The sequence below is a fragment of the Streptomyces sp. NPDC004561 genome, from assembly GCF_053602155.1.
Genome location: NZ_JBSGDB010000008.1, coordinates 26975 through 49008 on the forward strand (window position 1 = coordinate 26975; position 22034 = coordinate 49008).

Annotated in this window: 22 protein-coding genes and 1 pseudogene; 6 read left to right on the forward strand and 17 right to left on the reverse strand. The window is 68.5% G+C overall.

Translation table 11 applies throughout. From position 1 onward, the window contains the following. Positions 1 to 84 precede the first annotated feature (84 nt). The 4 genes from ACWEN3_RS02135 to ACWEN3_RS02150 all read right to left on the reverse strand — a co-directional run bounded on the left by ACWEN3_RS02135 (position 85) and on the right by ACWEN3_RS02150 (position 5308). Positions 85 to 1176 carry a CaiB/BaiF CoA transferase family protein gene (locus ACWEN3_RS02135; RefSeq protein ID WP_452964498.1) on the reverse strand — a complete coding sequence of 364 codons (1092 nt, stop codon included), beginning with the start codon at positions 1174 to 1176 and terminating at the stop codon, positions 85 to 87. Next, the gene (locus tag ACWEN3_RS02140) at positions 1173 to 2849 is read right to left on the reverse strand and encodes an AMP-binding protein (RefSeq protein WP_452964501.1); all 1677 of its coding nucleotides are present in this window, start codon (positions 2847 to 2849) and stop codon (positions 1173 to 1175) included. Before ACWEN3_RS02140 ends, ACWEN3_RS02135 begins: the two co-directional genes overlap by 4 nt. A gap of 95 nt (positions 2850 to 2944) precedes the next feature. Further along, entirely contained in the window at positions 2945 to 3694 is a 750-nt protein-coding gene (locus tag ACWEN3_RS02145; protein WP_452964503.1) for a nitroreductase, read from the reverse strand. Between the two features lie 99 nt (positions 3695 to 3793). Next, positions 3794 to 5308: a class I adenylate-forming enzyme family protein gene (locus ACWEN3_RS02150; RefSeq protein ID WP_452964506.1), complete on the reverse strand. Its 1515-nt coding sequence runs from the start codon at positions 5306 to 5308 to the stop codon at positions 3794 to 3796. A 166-nt stretch (positions 5309 to 5474) separates the two neighbouring features. Between ACWEN3_RS02150 and ACWEN3_RS02155 the strand changes: the two genes are divergently transcribed. After that, positions 5475 to 6842: an MFS transporter gene (locus ACWEN3_RS02155; protein ID WP_452964509.1), complete on the forward strand. Its 1368-nt coding sequence runs from the start codon at positions 5475 to 5477 to the stop codon at positions 6840 to 6842. A gap of 47 nt (positions 6843 to 6889) precedes the next feature. Further along, on the forward strand, positions 6890 to 7768 hold the full coding sequence (locus tag ACWEN3_RS02160) for an alpha/beta fold hydrolase (RefSeq protein ID WP_452964512.1): 879 nt from the start codon (positions 6890 to 6892) through the stop codon (positions 7766 to 7768). A 73-nt stretch (positions 7769 to 7841) separates the two neighbouring features. On the opposite strand, the gene ACWEN3_RS02165 is transcribed toward ACWEN3_RS02160, so the two are convergent. Next, a complete protein-coding gene (locus ACWEN3_RS02165; protein WP_452964515.1) occupies positions 7842 to 8198 on the reverse strand; it encodes a hypothetical protein in 357 nt (118 codons plus the stop codon). A gap of 515 nt (positions 8199 to 8713) precedes the next feature. On the opposite strand from ACWEN3_RS02165, the gene ACWEN3_RS02170 reads away from it, so the two are divergent. Then, positions 8714 to 8842, forward strand: coding sequence for a hypothetical protein (locus tag ACWEN3_RS02170; RefSeq protein ID WP_452964518.1), 129 nt, complete (start codon positions 8714 to 8716; stop codon positions 8840 to 8842). Between the two features lie 341 nt (positions 8843 to 9183). Here the strand turns inward: ACWEN3_RS02170 and ACWEN3_RS02175 are convergent, their stop codons facing one another. Next, the gene (locus ACWEN3_RS02175; protein ID WP_452964521.1) at positions 9184 to 9534 is read right to left on the reverse strand and encodes a DUF6247 family protein; all 351 of its coding nucleotides are present in this window, start codon (positions 9532 to 9534) and stop codon (positions 9184 to 9186) included. Then, positions 9531 to 9716 (reverse strand): hypothetical protein, encoded by a 186-nt coding sequence (locus ACWEN3_RS02180; protein ID WP_452964558.1) that lies wholly within the window; start codon positions 9714 to 9716, stop codon positions 9531 to 9533. The genes ACWEN3_RS02175 and ACWEN3_RS02180 overlap by 4 nt, the downstream gene beginning before the upstream one ends. On the opposite strand from ACWEN3_RS02180, the pseudogene ACWEN3_RS02185 reads away from it, so the two are divergent. Then, positions 9704 to 9871 (forward strand): annotated as a pseudogene (locus ACWEN3_RS02185) (IS5 family transposase); the annotation flags it as partial. The gene ACWEN3_RS02180 and the pseudogene ACWEN3_RS02185 overlap by 13 nt on opposite strands. A gap of 9 nt (positions 9872 to 9880) precedes the next feature. Here the strand turns inward: ACWEN3_RS02185 and ACWEN3_RS02190 are convergent. The 4 genes from ACWEN3_RS02190 to ACWEN3_RS02205 form a co-directional block, all read right to left on the reverse strand. Then, positions 9881 to 10345 (reverse strand): hypothetical protein, encoded by a 465-nt coding sequence (locus ACWEN3_RS02190; protein ID WP_452964523.1) that lies wholly within the window; start codon positions 10343 to 10345, stop codon positions 9881 to 9883. Positions 10346 to 10451: 106 nt separating this feature from the next. Further along, positions 10452 to 11879 carry an aldehyde dehydrogenase family protein gene (locus tag ACWEN3_RS02195; RefSeq protein ID WP_452964526.1) on the reverse strand — a complete coding sequence of 476 codons (1428 nt, stop codon included), beginning with the start codon at positions 11877 to 11879 and terminating at the stop codon, positions 10452 to 10454. A 266-nt stretch (positions 11880 to 12145) separates the two neighbouring features. After that, a complete protein-coding gene (locus tag ACWEN3_RS02200; RefSeq protein WP_452964529.1) occupies positions 12146 to 13204 on the reverse strand; it encodes an alpha/beta hydrolase in 1059 nt (352 codons plus the stop codon). Continuing rightward, positions 13101 to 13871, reverse strand: coding sequence for an SDR family oxidoreductase (locus ACWEN3_RS02205; protein WP_452964532.1), 771 nt, complete (start codon positions 13869 to 13871; stop codon positions 13101 to 13103). The genes ACWEN3_RS02200 and ACWEN3_RS02205 overlap by 104 nt, the downstream gene beginning before the upstream one ends. A gap of 368 nt (positions 13872 to 14239) precedes the next feature. Between ACWEN3_RS02205 and ACWEN3_RS02210 the strand changes: the two genes are divergently transcribed. Continuing rightward, positions 14240 to 15121 carry a helix-turn-helix domain-containing protein gene (locus tag ACWEN3_RS02210; RefSeq protein WP_452964535.1) on the forward strand — a complete coding sequence of 294 codons (882 nt, stop codon included), beginning with the start codon at positions 14240 to 14242 and terminating at the stop codon, positions 15119 to 15121. A 51-nt stretch (positions 15122 to 15172) separates the two neighbouring features. Here ACWEN3_RS02210 and ACWEN3_RS02215 read toward each other — a convergent pair whose 3' ends face one another. The 6 genes from ACWEN3_RS02215 to ACWEN3_RS02240 form a co-directional block, all read right to left on the reverse strand. Then, the gene (locus tag ACWEN3_RS02215) at positions 15173 to 15841 is read right to left on the reverse strand and encodes a nitroreductase (RefSeq protein ID WP_452964537.1); all 669 of its coding nucleotides are present in this window, start codon (positions 15839 to 15841) and stop codon (positions 15173 to 15175) included. 147 nt (positions 15842 to 15988) lie between these two features. Beyond that, positions 15989 to 17059: a zinc-dependent alcohol dehydrogenase family protein gene (locus ACWEN3_RS02220; RefSeq protein ID WP_452964540.1), complete on the reverse strand. Its 1071-nt coding sequence runs from the start codon at positions 17057 to 17059 to the stop codon at positions 15989 to 15991. Positions 17060 to 17117: 58 nt separating this feature from the next. Next, on the reverse strand, positions 17118 to 17651 hold the full coding sequence (locus ACWEN3_RS02225) for a cupin domain-containing protein (RefSeq protein ID WP_452964542.1): 534 nt from the start codon (positions 17649 to 17651) through the stop codon (positions 17118 to 17120). Between the two features lie 97 nt (positions 17652 to 17748). Then, entirely contained in the window at positions 17749 to 19212 is a 1464-nt protein-coding gene (locus tag ACWEN3_RS02230; RefSeq protein ID WP_452964544.1) for an aldehyde dehydrogenase, read from the reverse strand. Between the two features lie 195 nt (positions 19213 to 19407). Beyond that, positions 19408 to 20178, reverse strand: a complete 771-nt coding sequence (locus ACWEN3_RS02235; protein WP_452964547.1) for an NAD(P)H-binding protein — start codon at positions 20176 to 20178, stop codon at positions 19408 to 19410. Then, on the reverse strand, positions 20081 to 20995 hold the full coding sequence (locus ACWEN3_RS02240) for a helix-turn-helix domain-containing protein (RefSeq protein ID WP_452964550.1): 915 nt from the start codon (positions 20993 to 20995) through the stop codon (positions 20081 to 20083). Before ACWEN3_RS02240 ends, ACWEN3_RS02235 begins: the two co-directional genes overlap by 98 nt. A 160-nt stretch (positions 20996 to 21155) precedes the next feature. Here ACWEN3_RS02240 and ACWEN3_RS02245 point away from each other — a divergent pair. Further along, a partial coding sequence (locus ACWEN3_RS02245; protein WP_452964553.1) for an alpha/beta hydrolase occupies positions 21156 to 22034 on the forward strand: 879 nt, incomplete at its 3' end.

A 22034-nucleotide genomic window follows, 5' to 3' on the forward strand; every position in this document is an offset into this window, starting at 1 on the left:
ACGGCGCGCCGCCGTCTTCGCCACCAGGTGGCGGGGCGGGCCACCTCCCTGTCATGGAAGGGCGACCGCCCTCCTGACGATCTTTCAGCTCTGCCATGTCTCGACCGTCTCCGCCAGGGTCGCCGTCCGGGATACCAGTGGAGTCGGCGCAGTGGTGCCGGCCGCGGACGAGAAGCGGGGCGCACCGGCCGCGACCAGGCCTTCCGGGCCGTCCACGAGCGTCCCCCGCGCCTCGATGTGCGGATGCGTAGCGGCCTCGTCGAAGGAGAGGACCGGCGTCACACAGGCGTCGAGATCCCGGAAGACCTGTTCCCAGTGACCGCGGGGATGCCGCCCGAACGCGTCGGCGAACGCCTTCTTCACGACCGGTCGGCCGTCGGGGTCGTCCTGCGCCGGGAGATCCACCCCGTCGAGACCCAGTCCTGCGACCAGGTTCGCGTAGAACTGCGGCTCGATGGCGCCCACGGCCATGTGCCGGCCGTCGCTGCAGGCGTAGGTGCGGTAATAGGGCCGTCCGCCGTCGAGCAGGTTGTCCTGCCGACGGTCCGACCACTCTCCCTGACCGCGCAGTTCGAGGATCGGTTGCAGGAGGGTGCAGGTGCCGTCGACGGTGGAGATGTCCACGACTTCGCCCCGTCCGGTGCGGCTCCGCTGCAGCAGTGCCGCCAGTACGCCGGTGACGACGAACATGGCGCCGCCGCCGTAGTTGCCCACCAGGCTCAGCGGGGGCACCGGCTCGTCGGCCGTGCCGATGGCGTGGAGCGCGCCGGTCAGGGCGATGTAGTTGATGTCGTGCCCGCCGCGCCCGGACAGCGGACCGTCCTGTCCCCAGCCCGTCACCCGCGCGTACACGAGGCGCGGGTTGATCGCCCGGCACTCCTGGGGTCCCAGCCCGAGGCGCTCGGCCACCCCTGGCCGGAAGCCCTCGATCAGCACGTCCGCGTGGCGGACGAGGTCCGTGAGGCCGCCGCGGGCACGCTCGTCCTTCAGGTCCGCGACGACGATGGTGCGCCCACGCTGCACGTGCGCGTTGCCCTCGCGCTCGTGAACGGCCGCCGTCGGCCGGACGACGCGTACGACGTCGGCCCCCATGTCCGCCAGCTGCATTCCGGCATGAGGACCCGGTCCCATGCCGGCGAGTTCCAGCACCCGGATGCCTTCCAGGGGCCCGCTCATGCGGTCGTCCTCGCCCGCGGGAGCTGCCGACCGGCCGCCCCTGCGGAGATCCACCGCGCCGCATCCTCACGCAGCCGGTTCTTGAGTACCTTTCTGAGGTCGTTGCGGGGCAGATCCTCCTCGAGAAACTCGACGTACTTGGGGATCTTGTATCCGGCGAGCCGTCGGGCGCAGTACTCCCGCACGGCCTCGGTGTCGAGGGGTTCCTGCGCGGCGGGATCGCGTACGACGAAGGCGAAGACCGCCTCCATCGTCCGGCGGTCGGGCACCCCGACGACCGCGGCGGTCTTGATACCGGGCAACGTGGACAGCACCGTCTCGATCTCCGCGGGAGACACGCTGAACCCGTTCGGCTTGATCAGGTCTTTGAGCCGTCCGAGGTATTTCAGGTAACCGCCGGGCAGCACCTGGCCGAGGTCGGCGGAATGCAGCCAGCCGTCCTCGTCGATCAGCGCCTCGGTCGCCTCCAGGTCCTGGTAGTACCCCTGGGTGACCGCGGTGCCCCGCACCAGGACCTCCCCGGCCTCGCCCTCGGCGACTGCCGTACCGGTCCCGGGATCGGCGATCTTCAGCTCCACTCCGGGCAACGGGGTGCCGACCGTGGCCGTGCGGATCTCGACGGGATCGGCGACGCTCGTCATGGTGCTGACGCCGCCGGACTCGGTCATGCCCCAGCCGTTGTGGTACTCGGGAACGCCGAGTTCCTCCCGGATGGCGGCCGCCACCTCGGGTGTCAGAATGCCGACGCCCGTGCGCAGGGAACCCAGGTCGTAGTCCGGCCGCTCCGGCGCGTCGATGATGTCCTGGAACATCGAGGCGACGCCGTACATCGTCGTGCACCGCTCCTGCTCGATCAGGCGCATGCAGTCGGGCGCCGAGAAGGAGTCGAGCAGCACGAACGTACCGTGATGGCTGAGGATCGCGATCAGCCCGTGGGCGCAGCTGAACGCCGAGGCGAGCGGCAGCACGAACAGCATCCTGTCCTCCGGGGTCAGCCGTTGCCGCTCCCCGCTCAGGAAGTTGTTGGCGACGATGTTGCGATGGCTCAGCATCACCCCCTTGGAACGCGACGTCGTCCCCGAGGTGAACAGGAGCAGGAACATGTCATCCGGGGAGACATCGGCTCTCGGTGCGGGTTCACCGGCGTCGAGTGAGCGGCGGCCGCTCTCCGCCACTTCGAAGAACGAGCGTGTCCCCCGCGCACCGGTCTCACCCACCACGACGACCTCGCGCAGGCTCGGCACGGCGACGCTCGACCACCGGCCGGGCCCGGCCTCGTCGATCTCGGGACAGAGCGAGCGGAGCGCGTCGAGGTAGTCGTGCCGCCGGAACCGGTCCTGCATGACGACGGCCTTCGCCTGGGAGGCGTCGAGAACGTGCCGGCACTCGTCCACGGTGTACCGGGGGTTCAACGCGACCAGGACCGCTCCGAGTCGGGCCACCGCGAAGTAAGTGACGAGCCACTCGGTGCGGTTGACCATCCACACCGCGACCCGGTCGCCTCTGGTGACACCGAGCTCCCTCAATCCCTGTGCGAGCCCGTCGACTTGGGTGTCGAGGTCCTCGTAACTGAGGCGCTCCGACCCACAGACCACCGCCTCGCCTCTCGGCCGGCCCCTCACGGCGGACTCGAAGACATCCAGGACAGTTGCCTCGGCCCACGGCTTCATCATCTGCGCGCCCTCTCTGCTCTGCCTCGAAAACGGGAGCCCCGGGGCCGTCGTGCGGCCGGTGGCCCGGGTCGGTGGTCGGCATCAGGTGACAGCGGTCAGTGGTCGACGACGACGACGACCGTGTCCTCGATGTCCGCCCGAGTGGTGCGGAACCGGTTGACCGGATGCTCGGTGTCGGCGTAACCGAAGGAGACCGCGCACACGATCAGCCGGTCCTGCGGAATCCGGAAGAAATCACGCACGTGGTCCGAGTGCATCGCGATCGCCGCCTGCGGAATCGTCGCGACGCCCAGCGACGTGGCGGCGTTGATGAGGTTCGCGACGTAACCGCCGCAGTCGACCGCCCCGTACACACCCTGATCCCGATCGGTGGTGATCACGGCGACATGCGGCGCACCGAAGAACTCGAAGTTCCTCAGCCGCTGCGCCTCACGAGCGTCCCAGTCCTCCCGCGCGATCCCCAGACTGGCGTACAGCGCGTAACCCGCCCCGCGCCGACGCTCCTTGTAGACACCGCGGTATCCCGCGGGCATGTCGAGATCCGACACCTGCTCATGGGTCTTCGCGTGGTCGGTCAGACTCGCCGCGAACCGTCCGGTCGCCTCGCCCTTCGTCAGATACACCTGCCACGGCTGGGTGTTGCACCAGGACGCCGTCCGCTGCGTGATCCCGAACATCTCCGCGATCACGTCGTCGGAAACCTCGTCCGGCAGAAAGGCGCGGCAACTCCATCGGTCACCGAGCAGTCTCTTGAACCCGACGGATGCAGCCGCCTCCGCGAACCCGCCCGTCGGGTGGTCGGCCACGGAACGTACCTGGACTTCGAGGGCTTCTGACGTGCTCACGAGACTCCCTTTGCGTGCCGCCGTGCGGCGGCCTGTCGGTGCCGATGAGAAGAGCCAACACGGGAATATTATATATTGACGCATGCGCGCAACAGAGGCTCAGCCCTCCGCGCGGCCCAGCAGCTCTCTCAGCTGGGCTTTGTGTACTTTTCCGATCGCTGTCCGGGGCAGTTCCGGCAGGAGTCGGTACTCCTTGGGCGTCTTCAGCAAGCCGAGTTTCTCCCGGCAGTGCTCGTCGAGATCGGCGACCTCCAGCGAGGCACCCTGCCGCGCCACCACGAAGGCCACGGGGACCTCTCCCCATTGCGGGTCGGGCCGGCCCACGATGGCGGCCTCGGCCACCGCCTGGTGCATCATGAGGACCCGTTCCACCTCGGCCGCGCCGATGTTCTCCCCACCCGAAATGATCACGTCTTTGAAGCGTCCGGTGATGAAGAGGTAACCCTCGTCGTCGAGGTAGCCCTCGTCACCGGTCAGGAAGAGCCCTTCGTGCCTGCTCGCGGCCGTCGCCTCGGGGTCCCGCCAATACCCCTGGCTCAGCTTCGGCCCACCGATGGCCACCTGGCCGCGCTCGCCCGGCGCGACGGGCCGCCCCTTCGGATCGAGGACCCGCACGGTCGACTCCGCGACCGTGAGCCCCACACTCGTCGGGCGCACTCCCGCCTGCGACTGCGGAAGCACCGTGTCCCCCGTGCTCGTCTCGGTCAGTCCGTAGACATTGGCGTACCACGTGTTCGGGAAGACCGTCGCGATCCGCTCCATCAGTTCCCTCGGAGTCGGCTCGCCGCCGCCGATCATGAGCCGGGGTCCCTCGCCGAGAACGACGCCCCCGGCCTGTCGAGCCGCTTCGAGCACTCCGCGGATCATCACCGGAGCGAGCCAGACGTGGGTCACACCGTCGTTGCGCAGGTGGTCCAGCACCCGGTCGGCGTCGAACCTGCGCAGCAGGCGGGCGGAGCCGCCGACGTACGCCGCGTTCGTCAGCGTGACGTCCAGCGCGGCGATATGGAAGAGCGGCCCCGCGACCAGACCGTGGTCGCGAAAGCTCAGACCGAACTCGCGTGCCTGCGCGGCACACTTGACGAGGATGTTGCGGTTCGTCAGGGCGACGCCCTTCGGCCGGCTGGTCGTGCCGGACGTGTACATGATCCGGCAGACGTCGTCGAGCCCCGCCTCCACCGGTGCCGCGGGCGCGAGATCGCCGAGCCCTGACTCGGCGGCGGGCCGGAGCTCGGCGACCGCGAGCGAGCCGGGGTGGCCGACCGCGGCCCGGCCAGCGAGCTCCCGGAACTCCGGGTCTGCCACGAGCAGTTGGCTCTCGCTGTGCTCGATCAGGTACGCGATCTCGTCGGCGGACAGCCGATGGTTCAGCGGGACCCCCACCGCGCCCAGGTGATGGCAGGCCAGAAGGGTCTCGACGAGCGCGACGCTGTTCCGGGCCAGCAGCGCCACACGGGATCCCGGCTCGACTCCACGGTCGACGAGCCATGTGGCACGCCGGGCGAGCCGGCGGGACATCTCCGCATAGGTCGCTTCCTCCGTGTCGTCGCGCACGAAGAGGGCGTCCGGTCTGCGCGCCGCGTGGTAGGCAACCATCTCGGACCAGGTGCGCATTGCTCGTCCTTCCGGCAGAGGAAGCGGGTCAAGTCGCAGGGAATATACGGTTCTTCGGGCCGCCATCGGGAGACTCCGGAAGTCTTGAACTCCTGAAATATTTAATATACGGTCCGGCCGGCTCAAGAGCTCTTCCCTGTTCGACGACGCACGCGGATGAGGCCCCATGAATCACACGGAGAACACCCCACCCGCAGACGGCAGTCTGCGTGATCACACGGGCGACGGACAGCGCTCCCCCGCCGCGACAAGACGGAACGTCGCCTTCACCAGCGTGATCGGGACTCTGGTCGAGTTCTACGACTTCGCCATCTACGGGGTGGCGGCGGCGCTGGTCTTCCCCTCCGTCTTCTTCCCCGCTCTGAGTGCGACAGCGGGCGTCCTGGCGTCGTTCGCGACGTTCGGTGTCGCGTTCGTGGCACGACCCATCGGCGGCGCCCTCTTCGGCCACTTCGGAGACCGCCTCGGCCGCAAGAGGACACTTGTCACGACCCTGCTGATGATGGGGATCGCCACCGCGGGAGTCGGCTTGCTGCCGACTCCCGATCTGATCGGTGCCGCGGCACCCGTCGTTCTCGTCGCCCTGCGGATCGTGCAGGGGCTGGCGGCAGGCGGCGAGTGGGCCGGAGCCAACCTCTTCGTGACGGAGTACGCCCCGAAGGACAAGCGCGGATTCTGGGCCACATTCCCCCAGCTCGGCGCGACCCTGTCCTTCCCGCTCGCCAACGCGACATTCCTCGCCACGGGCCTGGGCATGGACAACGAGACCTTCACGAACTACGGCTGGCGCATCCCCTTCATCACGAGCGCCGTGCTGGTCGCGGTCGGCCTCTACGTCCGACTCAAGATCGACGAGACTCCGGTCTTCCAGCGGGAACTGGCTCGCAACGGTGCGGCGCGCATGCCGTTCCTCGACGCCTTCCGGCACCAGGCGCGAGAGATCGTTCTCGCGGCCGGCGTCGGCCTCACGCCGTTCGCCTTCTTCTACGTCTCAGGCACCTACCTGACCAACTACGCGCACGGCGAGCTCGGCTTGTCCCGGACGTTCGTGCTCACGGCAGGAACGGTCAGCGGATTGATGCTGGCACTGGGAGGTCTCGTGGGCGCCGCCGCGTCCGATCGGTTCGGCCGCCGGGCGGTCATCGGAGGGGCGAGCGTCACCGCGGCCGTCTGGGCACTCGCCCTCTTCCCGGTCCTCTCCCACGCTTCCGGCCTCACGTTCACGCTCGCGCTGTGCGTCACGATGCTCCTCAGCGGCATCCAGTTCGCACCGATGGGAGCCTTCCTGCCGGAGCAGTTCCACACCCGGTACCGCTACACCGCGTCAGCGGTCTCGTACAACCTGGGAACCGTCGTCGGAGGTTCCGTCTCACCCCTGATCGCGCCCTCGATGACGGAGTCCTTCGGGGCGCCCGCGTTCGGGGTCTACCTGGCCGCGCTGTGCCTCCTGGCGGCGATCTGCACCTTCCGGCTCCGCGAGACGCGAACGGTCGATCTCGATCAGCTCGATCTCGACCAGGTGAATTATATATAATGCTAGATAGTGCAATGACGGCCGACGAGTAGACACACGGAGGCAGCGTGGCTGCGGAGGACCACCTCCATCACGAGCACATCGCGTTCCGCGGCGCACGAGGTGCGCGGGTGGCCGCCGACCAGTGGAGCCCGACGGCCCCCGAACACGGGGTCGTCCTGCTCATGCACGGCGGCGGCCAGACCCGGCACTCATGGGCACGGACCGCACGGAAACTCGCCGCCGACGGCTGGGTGGCCATCACCGTGGACGCACGCGGGCACGGCGACAGCGAATGGTCCGCCGATGGCGATTACACCCTGGACGGCTTCGTCGCCGATCTGTACTCCGTCGTGGACACGCTCGACCGTCCACCCGTGGTGATAGGTGCGTCCCTGGGGGGACGAACCGCTCTCGTCGCGGAGGGCGAACGCCCCGGCACGACGGCCGGGCTGGTTCTTGTCGACATCGCACCCCGAGTCGACGCGGCCGGCCAGGCGAGGGTTCGCGCGTTCATGGCAAGCGCCCCGAACGGGTTCTCGTCACTGGCGGAAGTGGCCGAGGCGGTCAACGCCTACAGCCCCCGTCGCCGCACCTCGCGCAACTTGGAAGGGCTCAAGAAGAACGTGCGGCAGCGCGCCGACGGGCGCTGGTACTGGCATTGGGACCCGCGGTTCCTCGAGTCCAGCACGGACGAGCGGAACTTCGCCGTCGACAGGCTGCGCCGAGCGGCGAGCAACGTGACCGTGCCGACCATGCTGGTACGCGGCGACCACTCGGACATGGTCACCGCCGAGGCCGCGAACGAACTGCTCGAACTCGTACCCTCGGCGCGCCTGGTCGAGGTCGCGGCGGGTCATATGGTCACGGGCGACGACAACGACGTGTTCACCTCCCACCTCCGCGGCTTTCTCACCGAGCGGATCCAGCACGCCGACAGCGTCTGAACGGCGGGCGGGGGCCGGACTTCACCTCGCCGCCATCTTCATCTGGTCAGCGAGGTGACCCGAAAGAAACCGCCTAGGACTGCGGGGCGTCGAAGCGTACGGAGCGGACCTCCAGGGTGTCCTTGGCCGGCGCGCCGTGGGCCTTCAGCCGCCAGTCGGGCCCCTCACAGTTCGCCCCGAGGTAGACGGTCACGGCGGTGTCGGTCTCGTTGTGTGGGGCGTAGCCCGGCAGTTCCGTGTCGTCGCCCACGGAATAGAGGTTGATGCACTTGCCGCTGTGCGGGTCGTGCAGGGTCGCGTACCGCTCCTGACCGTGGTCGTCCACGTACTTGTAGTGGAAGTTGCCCTGGGCGGCCTGGGCCGAACCAGCCATTGCCAGGGCCAGAGCGAGAGCGCCGAGACCGGAGCCGAGGGTGGAGCGGATCTTCATCGAGGAAGTGCCCTTTTCAGAGTGGCTCGAACGTGGTCGTGTGGTGGTGCGGGACTGACCCTAGGAGGGACGTTGCGTGGCGAATCGATTCGCTGGATCGGCCTCCCTGGCGCGTCACCCCGCCGCCACCTGTTCGGGTCAGAACGCCTGCGGCCCGCGGCCGTCCTCGGGCGGAGGTCCCGACGCGCTCTTTCGAAAGGGCCGGGGGCGCGCAGGATGCCGGTGCACCAGCCACAAGACGCACGAGTGGGTTCGGCGGTGACGAGAGCCGGCAACCTGACACTCGACCGAGCGGGCGCGTCTGGCCGCCGTTCAGCGGGCTGCGCTCATGCCCGAGCTTTGCACCGCAGAGGGCACGATTGAGGACGCCCCGGTGTCGCGGTGAGATCACATCCTCACGAGCGAAAACACGAGAGATGAATCCTGAAGCGACATCGCGAAACAGTTAGGCAGTAAGACAGGGGACTCGCCTCGCGCGGGTCAGTCAGGTAGCTCCTGCGATCACCGGGCTCTTGGTGATGGTCGCCATCTGCCTTCTGGCCGCCCTCGGGCACACGGAAAAGATCACAGCTGTGGCGTTGTTCGGAGGCGCCGTGTTCGCCGGCGGCACGATCGCCAACGTGACCGTTCATATCCGCCGCTGATCTCGCGATCAACCGCAGTTTGCATGCGCATTGCTTTGACCCCGGCAGCTGCGATGCCGGGGTCAAGGCGTTGCCACGGGTGGCTACCCGAGCCAGACGATGTCCAGGACGGACAGGTTCCGGGTGAGCCGATTGATCACGTAGACGACCGACAACTGGCCGATGGAGGCAGCACGGACATCCTCGCCTTCTGGGTCGCCGACGTTCCACTGAGGCCAACCCCACGGGGAGCGCACCGCGATATCCCAGGACGTCGCGGATCATCTCCTTCGCGGGTTCGGGGAGTCCGGCGAGCACCTTCGCGGCCTGCGGCGACAGGCGCACCGCCCATGGCTGTTCGGTCACCGGCGGCCACCGAGGACGTCAGCCAGGTCCACGAAGCCGGTCTCGTCACGGCCGGAGTCCACGTACGCGTCGACGGCCGGGGCCGCAGCGAGGTGTAGTTGCCACGTGCGGACCACGTCGTGCAGCGGGGTGAGGCTGTAGGTGTGGCGGGAGTCCTCCAGAGCCTTGGCCCAATCCCGCTCGAAGGCCGGCACCCAGGTGTCGGCGCGGCAGTCGTTGCGCAGCGCTTGGAGTAGCTGCGCGGGGGCCGGCGGGGCGGGGGCTTCCTCGGACTGCGCGCTCATCAGCACCTCCTGGCGGGTCGTACCGTCACCGTACGCGCGGTGCGGGGCGGCGGGGGCTGTCATGCGCCGATCCATTGCCGGCCCGCGATGGCCGGGAGAATCCGGTACGCCCATGTGGCGTCGGGACGGGAGGCGACGGTGCGGTAGTCAGAGGCGGCCAGGATGGCACCGGGCGCCGTGTTCATCGCCGCGCGGACGGCCTCCCAGCGCAGGACGACATCGTCCTCCAGGCGGTCGTCGGCCACCGAAGTTCGACCCGGCCGACTACCGTGAGCGCCACGCGGTCGAGTGCGGCATCAATCGGCTCAAGAGGAACCGCGCTGTGGCCACGGGGTACGACAAGCTGGCCGTGCGCTACGAAGCGACCGTGTTGGTTGCAGCCATCAACGCGTGGTTGTGACCAGCGATGTCAGGTCAGGCTGCGGCGGGCGACGGCGAGAAAATCGGCTTTGAACGGTTCCAGACGCTCGGCCAGGCTCCCTTCGTCACGCTCTTGCCAGACCGCCTGACTAAGGGCGCGGGCATAGGCGGTCGTCGGTGCGTGCATGCCGGGGGCACACAGCAGCTCGACGCCCTTTTCGGCTATACGAAGACCGTCCATCGCCGGCCTGGCCGTCACATACCAGTCATCGCCGGCCTCCCACCGTGACGGCCGCGCATGCGCCACACCCTCAGCGTCCAGCACGCACCGGATGAACTCCAGCAAGGTCCTGATCTGTTCGTCACGTCGCTCCTCCGTCAGTGCCGCAACCCGTCTTTGTTCCTCAGCCCGGTCGGCTGTCCGCTGCGTGGTGCGTTGTGTCAGATACGTCAACGCACCACCCACAGCTACACCGGCCATCGACATCACGGGGGTCCACACGTCTGCTGCCATGGCCGACTACTACCAGCACCTGCCCACCGCCCGCTGTGGATCTTGCGAGCCGGCCACGCCCGTCGCAGAGGCCGAGCCGTTCCAAGATCCGTTTTTGATACACGACCTAGTCGAGGTTGATGTAGACGGCCTTCGGGTACAGGTAGCCCTCCACGTGCTCTCGGGCCCCCTTCCAGCCGTAGCCGCTCATCTTGGTGCCGCCGAAGCCGACGGCCGGGTCGAGGACGCCGTAGCAGTTGACCCAAATCGTGCCGGCCTTGATGCCCTGTGAGACCTTGTGCGCGGTGGAGAGGTTGCGCGTCCACACACCGCCGGCCAGGCCGAACGGAGTGTCGTTGGCGATCCGCAGCGCGTCGTCCATGTCGTCGAAGGGGATCACCGAGGCGACCGGCCCGAAGATCTCCTCTCGGGCGATCGTCATGTCGTTCGTCGCGCCGGCGAAGACGGTCGGCTCGACGAAGAAGCCAGAGGCCAGATCGCCGCCGAGGCGTGTGCCACCGCTTGCCAGCCGCGCGCCTTCGCCGCCACCCAGGTTGATGTAGTGCATGACGCGCTCCAGCTGCCGCTCCGAAATCAGCGGTCCCAGCTGGGTGTTCGGGTCGAGCCCGTCTCCGACGCGGATGGTCTTCGTGAACTCCTTCATCCGCTCGACGAACTCGTCATGGATCGAACGCTGAACCAGGATGCGCGTACCGGCGACGCAGACCTGACCGCTGTTGGTGTACACGCCCATGGCGGCGCCGGGCACGGCCTTGTCCAGATCCGCGTCGGCGAAGACGATGTCGGGCGACTTGCCTCCCAACTCAAGTTGCAGACGCTTGAAGTTGCCGACCGAGGCACGGATGATCGACTGCGCCGTGCCGGTCGATCCGGTGAAGGCGATCCGGTCGACGTCCTTGTGTTCCGCCAAGGCCTGGCCCGCATCGGCGCCGTAGCCCGTCACGACGTTGATCACGCCGTCGGGCACACCTGCCTCCACCATCAGTTCAGCCACGCGCAGCACCGACAGGGAGGCGTCTTCGGCAGGCTTGAGAACGGCGGTGCATCCCGTGGCGAGTGCCGGGCCGAAGATCCACCAAAGGCCGATCAGGGGGCCGTTCCACGGAATGATCCCGCCGACCACACCGACGGGGGCGAGGTGCTTCAGCGTCAGGAACCGGCCGGGAAGCGAGTTCGGCGCCGTCGACGCGGTCGCGGCGTCGCACTGCGTGGCGAAGAACTGCAGAACCTGTGAGGTCCACTCCTTGAGTCCCTGTGTCCGCGACAGCGGCGCCCCCATGTCCAGTGTCTCGATCAGGGCCAGTTCGTCGAAGTGGTCGATGATGACGTCATGGACCTTCAGTATCAGCTTGCGACGCTGATGCGGCGTCCAGCGACTCCACTCCCCCTCGAAGGCCCGGCGGGCCGCCGCGACGGCAAGATCGACATCCGCGGCATCCCCCTGGGCGATGCTGCAGAGCGATCGCCCTGTCGCCGGGTTGACGGCCTCGATCTGCCGCCCGGATCGGGCCTCGACCCACTTGCCGTCGATCAAATGCCTCTTCGAGCCCGAGACGAAATCCGGGACTGCGGGCGCGGTACCTTCTCGTGCAACCATTCCATGCTCCCCTCTTCCGCCTCGGCCACGGGCGGAGGCGGTCTGGACGGGCGGTCGGGCAGTAGACGAGGGACGTTGGTATATTTTATATGATCCAGCGCAGGCACTTTAAATAACACCGAGCACTCGGTCAAGGAGGACAAGCGGCAGCGGCCGGGCTCATATGTGCCCGGCCGCCGTGACGTCGTGCCGACAGCGGTTCGTCAGCCCTGGTCAGCGGGCTTGACGGTGAGGTGCTCCTTGAAGAACGGGGCGGCCTCCTCGATGGCGCGGTCGACGTACTTCGGGACGTCGTAGAAGTCCATGTGGGTGCCGCCCTCGACGACCACGAGCTTCTTCGGACTGGTCACGCTGCCGTGCAGCCTGGTGGTGTGCCACAGGGATCCGGCGTCGCCGCCGGCCACCATGAGAATCGGCTGGGTGAGCAGGTCCTCGACGAGGTGGAAGGCGTCGAACGCAACCATCTTCGAGATGCTCTTGGCGAAGAGCATCTTGTTCTGCGCGTTGGGGTGCTGGGCACGCGGGGTGAGGTAGTAGTCGCCCGCCTCGACCAGGTCACGCGGGGTGTTCTCGTCGGGCTCCGGCGGGACGTACGGGGCGTAGGCGACCTCCGCGCCCCTGGCTTCGGCGGTCCGCAGCCGGGCGGCCGCGTCGAGCGTGGGTACGGCCGCCGAGTCGAGTTCGCCGCCGTACCAGCCCTGCCGGGCGCTGGCGCCGATGTTGACGGCGCTGACCGTGGTGACCGCTTTGATCCGGTGGTCGGTCATCGTGGCGTTGACGGCATAGCCGCCGCCGGCACAGATCCCCAGGGCGCCGATCCGGTCCGCGTCGACGTAGTCCAGCGTCTGCAGGTAGTCGACGGCCGCGCGCACGTCCTCGACCCGGGTGGCCGGGTCCTCCAGGAAGTGCGGTTCGCCACCGCTGTCGCCCTGGTGGGAGGCGTCGAAGGCGAGCGTGACGTAGCCCTGTTCGGCCACCTTGCTCGCGTACAGGCCCGCGGCCTGCTCCTTCACGCCGCCACCCGGGTGGACGACGACGATCGCCGCGTAGCTGCCCTGGGGGTCGAAGCCCGCGGGGAGGTAGAGGTTGCCCGCCATGGCGACCGGGCCGTTGGGGAAGGTCACGGCTTCCATCGTGTGCTCCTGATGTGGGGAGGGGTCACGGGATGCGCAGGTGCGCGAGGTCGTCCCGGACGCGGGCGGGTTCGGCGTCGACGGGCAGGTTGGCTGCGTCCTTGACCGCGTCGAGGGCGCCGGGCGCATCCGGAACGGTCTCGCCGAACAGCGCGGTGAAGTCGGTGGTGGCGGGTCCGGGGCCGGAGAAGACCTCGAAGGTCCTGCCGATCGCGTCGTCGTGGAACAAGGTCTCGACGAGCAGGAGACCGAGGGCTTCACGGCTCATGTCGCCCTCGACGGTGTCGCCCTGCTCGATGCGCAGGTGCGCCCCCTTCTTGCCCGCGTCGAGCCATCCGGGGCGCACGATCGTGTACGGGGCTCCACTGAGGCGCACGAGGCGTTCGGAGCGGCGTTTCCAGTCCAGGGCGTGGCCGCCGTCGTTGAAGAAGTGGTCACGGTGGGTGATGTAGAACGTCGTCATGAGGACGGTCCGGGGGCGGCGGTCGCCGAGCGCGCGCAGGACGCCCACGACGCCGCCGTAGTCGACGCGCTCGAAGGAGTCGGGGCGGGAGTCGTCGTCGGAGCCGTGGACGAAGATCACCGCGTCGATGTCGCGGACGGCTTCCGTGAGGGTGTCCGCTGCGGTGAGGTCGCCGGTCACGATCTCGGTGCCCGAGGGCAGCACTTCGCGTGCGTGCGCTTCGGAGCGGGCGAGTGCGACGGGCGTCAGGCCGTGCGCGGCCGCCTGCGCGACGACGTGCCGCCCGGTGCGGCCGGTGGCACCGACGACGAGCACGTGGTTGATGGTGGTCATGACACTCTCGGCTTTCGCGGCTGAATTCACTGGATATCCCCCATCGATCATGGCAGGGGTATTCATATATCGACGGCGACAACGTCACGGCTGACGGAATTCCGTCCCGGATTCGACATCCGGTGGCCGGACACCCCGAGGGAACCTCACACGGTGGGGCCTATGTGAAGAGGTTCTCGTTGAACCTGCCTACTCTCCGGGATGCACTCCGGGTCACATCCAGCACTCTGGCACGCACTACACGCATCCACCAGGGGAGACCGCTATCCCGGGAGGGACTCATCCAGGGAGAAAAATCTCCCTCCCACCCGAGTTGCGTCAAGACGGAGGACAGAGCGATCCACGCGGGTCGCTGCCACACTGGAACCATGAATGCCGGCACCGGCGACCCGAAAGAACTGGGCACCTTCCTCAAGGCGCGCCGGGCCGAGCTTGATCCCTTCCAGGTGGGCCTGCCCGACACCGTGACCCCGCGCAAGGTGGCGGGCCTGCGCCGCGAGGAGGTCGCGAAACTGGCGTCCATCAGCACCGACTACTACACGCGGGTCGAGCAGGGGCGCATGCAGGCGTCCGTCCCCGTCCTGCAGGCGCTCGCCCGGGCCCTGCGCCTCAACGACGACCAGCGCGCCTACCTCTTCGACCTCGCCGGCTGCCCGCCGGACGAACCGCCCGCCCCGCCGCGCAGAGCCATCGCACCGCACACCCGCAGGCTGCTCGACCAGCTGACGGAATCTCCCGCCCTCGTGCTGTCCGACACGATGGACGTCCTTGCCTGGAACCGGCTCGCCGCAGCCCTGCTCACCGACTTCGGGCAGGTCCCGGCCGAGGACCGCAACTACGTCTGGCTGCTCTTCAACGACCCCGCGCTGCGCGCCCTGTACGACGACTGGCACGCCGGCGCCCGCGCCTGCGTGGCCTACCTGCGCATGCACACCGCACGCCACCCGGACGACCCACGCCTGCGCGACCTCCTTGCGCGAATGGACCCGCACGCCGACTTCCAGCGCTGGTGGCAGGCGCGCGAGGTCGCCGTCCAGGGCACGGGGAACAAGGTGTTCCACCACCCGGTGGCCGGCACCCTCATCCTGGACTGGGACACTCTGACCAGCTCCACGGCCCCCGACCAGCACATCGTGGTCTGGACCGCGCAGCCTGGCAGTCCCTCGGAACAGGGACTGCGCCGCCTGGCGGCAGACGCGGCCGCGCAGGGATCGGACCAGTGCCCCCGCCCTCCGGCACGTCTTTCGTGAAGGATTCCGCCGGGTCGTCGGGAGTCGTGATCAGCGGTCAGCAGTGAGTGGTCAGTGGTCGACGACGACGACCGTGTCCTCGACGCCCACCCGAGTGGTGCGGAACCGGTTGACCGGATGCTCGGTGTCGGCGTAACCGAAGGAGACCGCGCACACGATCAGCCGGTCCTCCGGAATCCGGAAGAAATCACGCACGTGATCCGAGTGCATCGCGATCGCCGCCTGCGGAATCGTCGCGACGCCCAGCGACGTGGCGGCGTTGATGAAGTTCGCGACGTAACCGCCACAGTCGACCGCCCCGTACACACCCTGATCCCGATCAGTGGTGATCACGGCGACATGGGGCGCACCGAAGAACTCGAAATTCCTCAGCCGCTGCGCCTCACGGGCGTCCCAGTCCTCCCGCGCGATCCCCAGACTGGCGTACAGCGCGTAACCCGCCCCGCGCCGACGCTCCTTGTAGACACCGCGGTACTCTGCCGGCGTCTCCAGGTCGGGCGTCGGCTGATGGGTTTTCGCGTGGTCGGTCAGACTCGCCGCGAACCGTCCGGTCGCCTCGCCCTTCGTCAGATACACCTGCCACGGCTGGGTGTTGCACCAGGACGCCGTCCGCTGCGCGATCCCGAACATCTCCGCGATCACGTCATCGGGCACCTGGTCGGGCAGATAGGCGCGACAGCTCCAGCGATCGTCGAGCAGCCTCTTGAACCCGACGGGCATGGCCTGGACTTCGAGCGCTTCTGACGTGTTCACGAGACTCCCTTTGCTTGCCGCCTTACGACGGCCTTTCTGTGCCGATCAGTTGTGGGGAGGCAGAACCAGGACGGCCGGTATCAGGCGGCCGTCCTGGTTCAGAGAGCGTGGCCGTCAGAACTCGATGACGGCCTTGCCCCGCACCTGCTTGTCGAACTCCTTGTACGCGGCGTCGGCGTCCTCGATGCTCCAGCGATCGGTGAACAGCTTGTCCACGTCGATGGCGTTCTTGGCCACGAACCTGGCGCAGTCGCCCAGTCCCACGTTGGAGAAGGTGTAGGAACCGATGAGCGAGATCTGCTTGATGATGATGTCGGGGGACACATCCAGAGTGATGTCGCCACCGAGCCCGACCAGCGCCACACGACCCCAAGGACCGAGAGATCGCGTCGCCGCGACCCGTGCCGCGGGAGCACCGGAACATTCGATGGAGACGGTCGCCCCCCTGCCGCCGGTGATCTCCCTGATCGCGGCTGTCGCGTCGGTGTCACTCGAGTCGACGACGTGGTGAGCCCCGAGTTCACGTGCCCGGGCGAGCCGGTCGGCGGCGATGTCGACCGCGATCACCTCGGCACCCATGGCCGAGGCGAACTGGATGGCCGACTGGCCGATCGGCCCGAGCCCGAACACCGAAACGGTGTCCCGACCGGTCACGTCCGCACGCCTCAGCGCGCCGAACGCTGTACCGGTACCGCACGCGATGGCGGCGCCGGCCGAGAAGCTGATCTCCTCGGGCAGGCGGACGAGGGTCTCGGCGGGCGTGACCATGTAGTTCGCGTGGCCGCCGTGGGCGGTGGCGCCGTAGATGGTGGCCCCCTGGGGACACATCTGGCTCCATCCGGTGCGACACAGGTCGCAGTATCCGCATCCCTTGTAATGGAAGACCATGACCCGGTCCCCGACCTTGAAGCTCCGGGGATCGACGTTCGGACCGAGCTCGGCCACCACGCCGCAGGGCTCATGCCCTGCGATGATCGCGGGGACCTCCGCCATGCCCCGGGAGGCGAAGTCCTTGAATCCGAGGGCCTTCAGGGCGGCCTCGGGCGGGTCGCGGTAGAACTTCAGGTCGCTGCCGCACAGACCCGAGGCCTTGATCTCGATCACTACTTCACCGGGGCCGGGAGTCGGGTCCGGGAAGTCTCTGACCTCGAGCTCTCGATTCCCCTTGAACACCACGCCGCGCATCAGATGACTCCAGTCTCGCCGTCAGGCTGTGTTGCGGGCCGAGCAGCCGTCCGACGCGTCACCGCTTGGCCGCCATCATCGTCGCCACGATCACGACCGGCTCGGTGGTCCGGTTGCTCCAGATGTGCTTGACACCCCGCGTGACGAACGTGTCGCCCTGCTTGAGGAGGGTCTCCCCCGTCTCGGTGACGGCGTGCAGCTCGCCCGAGATGACCGTGACGACGTCCACCGTGTCTGTGAGGTGCCAGACCCCGCCGCCCTCACTGGTGTCACCGTCGTGGGTGTCGCCTCCGCCGAAGGCGTCGAGCGACGCGGCGTAGTCGGCCGCGTCGAACTCGCTGTCCGGCGGGAAGCTCGCCAGCCGGACCACGAGGCCCTCCGGGGGCGGTGCGATGACCGCGTCCGCACCGAGGGTGTTGGGCCCGTCGACGCGCGACGGGAGGCTGTCGAACTGCCACACATCCATGACCGTGAAGCCCGGCGCCGCCATCCGCGTCGGGGTCGGCTCGTCGGCTATGATCGCCGACTTGCCTTCGGCGTCGAGGCCGGACACCACACGTCGCGCCTGAGCCTTCAGGTGCTCTCCGCTCACTTCCCACTCCCTTGTGGTTCGGTGCTCTGCTGTTGCTATGTGGTTTGGTGCTCTGCTGCTGCCTTGCGGTTTGGTGCTTTTCTGCTGTCCGGCGACTTCACGCCGGGACATCGAGCCCTTGCGGCAGGCCGATGGACTTCAGCTCGACGTACGCGTCGAACCCCTCCAGCCCGGCCTCACGGCCGATGCCGCTCGACTTGAACCCCCCGATGGGGGCGTGGAATCCGACCGGGCTGCCATTGACCTCGATGGTGCCGGTGCGGATGCGGCGCGCGAGCGCGACGCCACGTTCGGGGTCTGCCGTGAACACGGAGCCGTTCAGGCCGTAGGACGAGTTGTTGGCGATCGCCACGGCCTGGTCCTCGTCGTCGTAGGTGAGCACCGAGACGACCGGACCGAAGATCTCCTCCTGGGCGATGGTCATCGACGGGTCGACACCGGCGAACACCGTGGGCTCCACGAAGAAGCCCTCCGAGAGGTTCGCGGGCCGCCCGCCACCCAGCACGACCCGGGCGCCCTGCGCACGGCCGGCCTCGATGTAGCCCTCCACGCGCTCCCGCTGGCGGGCGCTGACGAGCGGGCCGATCTGCGTGCTCGAGTCCTTGGGGTCACCCACCGGCATCGAGGAGACGACGGCCTCGAAGGCGTCGAGGAACTCGGCCTCCCGCGACCGGGGCACCACAATGCGGGTCTTGAGGCTGCACACCTGTCCGCTGTTACGGAACGACCCCACGCGCAGCGACTCGGCGGCGGCCACGAAGTCGGCGTCGTCCAGGAGGATGGCGGCGGACTTCCCGCCCAGCTCCAGCGTCACCCGCTTCAGGTCGTTCCCGCACAGCGAGGCGACCCGGCGGCCGGCCGCGGTGGAGCCGGTGAAGGTGACCTTGTCGACGCCGGGGTGGGTGACGAGGTGCTCGCTCGCCTCCCGGTCGGCGGGGACGATGTTCACCACGCCGGCCGGAAGCCCCGCCTCCACCAGGAGCTCGCCGAGCAGATAGGCGTCGAGCGGGGTGTCCGGGGCGGGCTTGAGCACCATCGTGCAACCGCTGAGCAGCGCAGGAGCCAGCTTGAGCATCGTGATGAGCAGGGGCGCGTTCCACGGGACGACCGCGGCGACGACTCCGACCGGCTCCCTCAGTACGAGCGCCCGCCCCGTCGCCGACTGCCGGACGTCGGTGAACGGGTACTGCAGAGCGAGTTCCAGGAAGCTGTCCAGCAGCACCTTGGGGCTGGCGGCCTGCATGGACCGCGACAGCGTGATCGGACAGCCCATCTCGTCCGTCACGAGCGAGGCGATGTCGTCCGTCCGCTGCCCCATCAGCTCGCTGAGCCGACGCAGGACCCGCATGCGCTCCTGCAGCGTGGTCCGCGACCATTCGCCGCAGTCGAACGCCTGCCGCGCGGCGGCCACGGCGCGGTCCATGTCCTCGGCGGAGCCCGCCGGCACGTTGGCGATCGGCTTCCCGGTGAAGGGGTTGATCACCTCGATCGTCTCGGTCGACCGCGGCTCGACCCACTCGCCCCCGATGAAGAACCGCGCGTAATTTCCTTGCCAGACCACAGCTTTGCCCTCCCGCCGAACGGCGACCCGGGTGTCTCCTCGCGGTCGCGCAGTTCGTAAGATGGCGCCACTTTATACAATATATTAAATGCGTCAACCCCCTCGGCGGAGTGGGATTTCCCCACCGCGGAAACAGCCCGGCGCCGGCCTCGAAAGCCGGCACCCATGGGCAACCCACCCCGCTGACCGACCAGTTCAGTGGGTGCGGAACTCGGCCAGGTCGGACCGGACGCGGGCCGGCTCCTCCTCCAGCGGCATGTTGGCCGTGTCCTCGACGGCGTCCAGCGCCCCGGCGGCATCCTCGACCGCCCGTCCGAACAGGGCGGCCCAGTCCCGGGTGGCCCTGCCGGGCCCGGAGTACGCCTCGAAGGTCTTGCCGAGCGCGTCCTTCGTCAGCAGCGCCTCCACCAGGAGGGTGCCGAGCACCTCGCGGCTGATGCCGCCTTCCCCGGTGTCGCCCTGCTCAATGGTGGCGTGACGGCCGGCCTCACCACCGTCCAGCCAGCCCGGACGCACGATGGTGTACGGAGCGCCACTGAGCCGGACGACCCGCTCCGAGCAGCGCTTCCAGTCCAGGGCATGGCCGCCGGCGTTGAAATAGTGGCCGCGGCGGGTGACGAAGATCGAGGTCTGGAGCACGATCCGGGGCTTGCGGTCGCCCAGGGCCCGCATGACGTTGACGACGCCGCCGTAGTCGACGCGCCGCGCGGAATCGGCCCGGCTGTCGTTGTCGGAACCGTGGACGTCCGGTGCGTCCGGTGGCTCCGACGACGAGAACGCGGGTGGGAGTGGTGGACATGAGCTGATCTCCTCTGCGAGCCTCCGGGCGACGGGGCTGCCGCGCGCCTGCGGCCAGGAGGCGGCGGGACTACTTGGGGGCGTACGGCTCCGCGGTCTCGGCGCCGTCCGGCGCCGGTGTGCGCTGTTCGGTCGCGGCCCAGCTGGAGAGCAGCATGAGCGCTTCATGTGAGGGTGAGCCGGGTTCGGCGGTGTAGCCGATGACGGTGAGGCCTGCGGCGCTGGTGACGTCGAGGGCTTCGAAGCGCAGGGTCATGTCACCCACCGCATGGTGATGGAAGTCCTTGCTGCCGCTGCGGTGGGCGCGTACGTCGTGGGCGGCCCAGCGGGTCCGGAACTCGGTGCTGCGGGTGGCCAGCTCTCCGATCAGGCCGGTGACGGCCTTGGAGTAGGGCGACCGGGTGGCTTCGACCCGCAGGAGTGCCACGGCGTCGTCGGCGGCCTTCTGCCAGGCGGGGAAGACCTCGTCGGCGCGGGCGTTGAGGAAGATGAAGCGGGCGAGGTTCGGCGGCTCGGACGGGTGTTCGAAGACGGCACCGTAGAGGGCTCGGCCCAGCGGGTTGGCCGCGACGATGTCGAGGTGGGCGTTCTGCACAATGGTCGGCGCGGTGACCATGGTGTCGATCAGTGCCTGGACGCTCTGCGGGACCTGCGGGCGGGGGCTGCGGGCACGCGCCTGCCTTCTGCCCGCCTTGGCGGTGGCGGCCCTGGCCAAGTCGAACAGGTGCGCCGTCTCGACCTCGTCGAGCCGCAGGGCCGTGGTGATGGCGTGCAGAACCTCGTCGGACACCCCGGCGACCTGACCGCGCTCGATCTGGATGTAGTACTCGACGCTCACACCGGCCAGCAACGCGACCTCCTCGCGGCGCAGGCCGGGCACCCGGCGGCGCCCCGCGGTGGGAAGGCCCACCTGGTCGGGGGTGATCTTCGCACGCCGCGTCGTCAGGAAGTCCTTGATGTCCTTGGCGGTCTCCACAGTGTCCATGCTTCGAGACTAAGCGCCTCGTACACCCCCAAGGAGAGGCTGCCAGTACCCCCGATAAGCGGCATCTCCCACAGGCTCGCGAACGCCCGCAGTCTGAATGTCGTCGCCCGAACCAACCGGTCGAGCGCATCAAGGCACAAGACAGCACATGGAGCATCCAGTGGAAGCCATCACCTTCCCCAACGGCCCGATCACCATGGCCGGCCACCTGTACCTCCCCGCCGGCTTCGACCCCGAGGGCAGCTACGCCGCCGTCGTCACCGTCCACCCCGGTGGTGGGGTCAAGGAGCAGGCGTCCGGACTGTACGCGAGCAAGCTCGCCGAGCAGGGCTTCGTGGCCCTTGCCTTCGACGCCTCCTTCCAGGGCGACAGCGGCGGCGAGCCGCACCACCTGGAGGACCCCTACGCCCGCGTCGACGACGTACGGGCCGCCGTCGACCACCTCCAGTCACTCCCCTACGTCGACCCCGAGCGCATCGGCGCGCTCGGCATCTGCGCCGGCGGCGGCTACGCCGTCAACGCCGCCATGACCGACTACCGCATCAAGGCGGTCACCACGGCCAGCGGCCTGAACATCGGCACCTCCTTCCGCCGCAACTGGTACGGCACCGACTCCGACGCCGCCGCCGTGCCCACCCTCCAGGCCCTCGCCCAGCAGCGCACCGCCGAAGCACAGGGCGCCGAGGTCGCCTACCTCCCCTACGTTCCCGCCGAGCCGGACGAGACCACCCCGCGCGACCTGGTCGAGGCACACGACTACTACCTCACCCCGCGCGCCCAGCACCCCAACGCCAAGAACAAGTTCCTCTTCACCAAGAGCGTCTCGCGGATCTTCACCTTCGACGCCTTCCACATGGTCGAGGACCTGCTCACCCAGCCCATCCTCATCGTGGCCGGCAGCGAGGCCGGGTCCCTGTGGATGTCCACCGAGCTCCACGGCCGCGTCCGCAGCCCCAAGAAGCTCGTCGTCGTCGAGGGCGGCGCCCACATGGACTTCTACGACGTCCCGAAGTACGTCGACCGCGCCATCGAGGAGGCC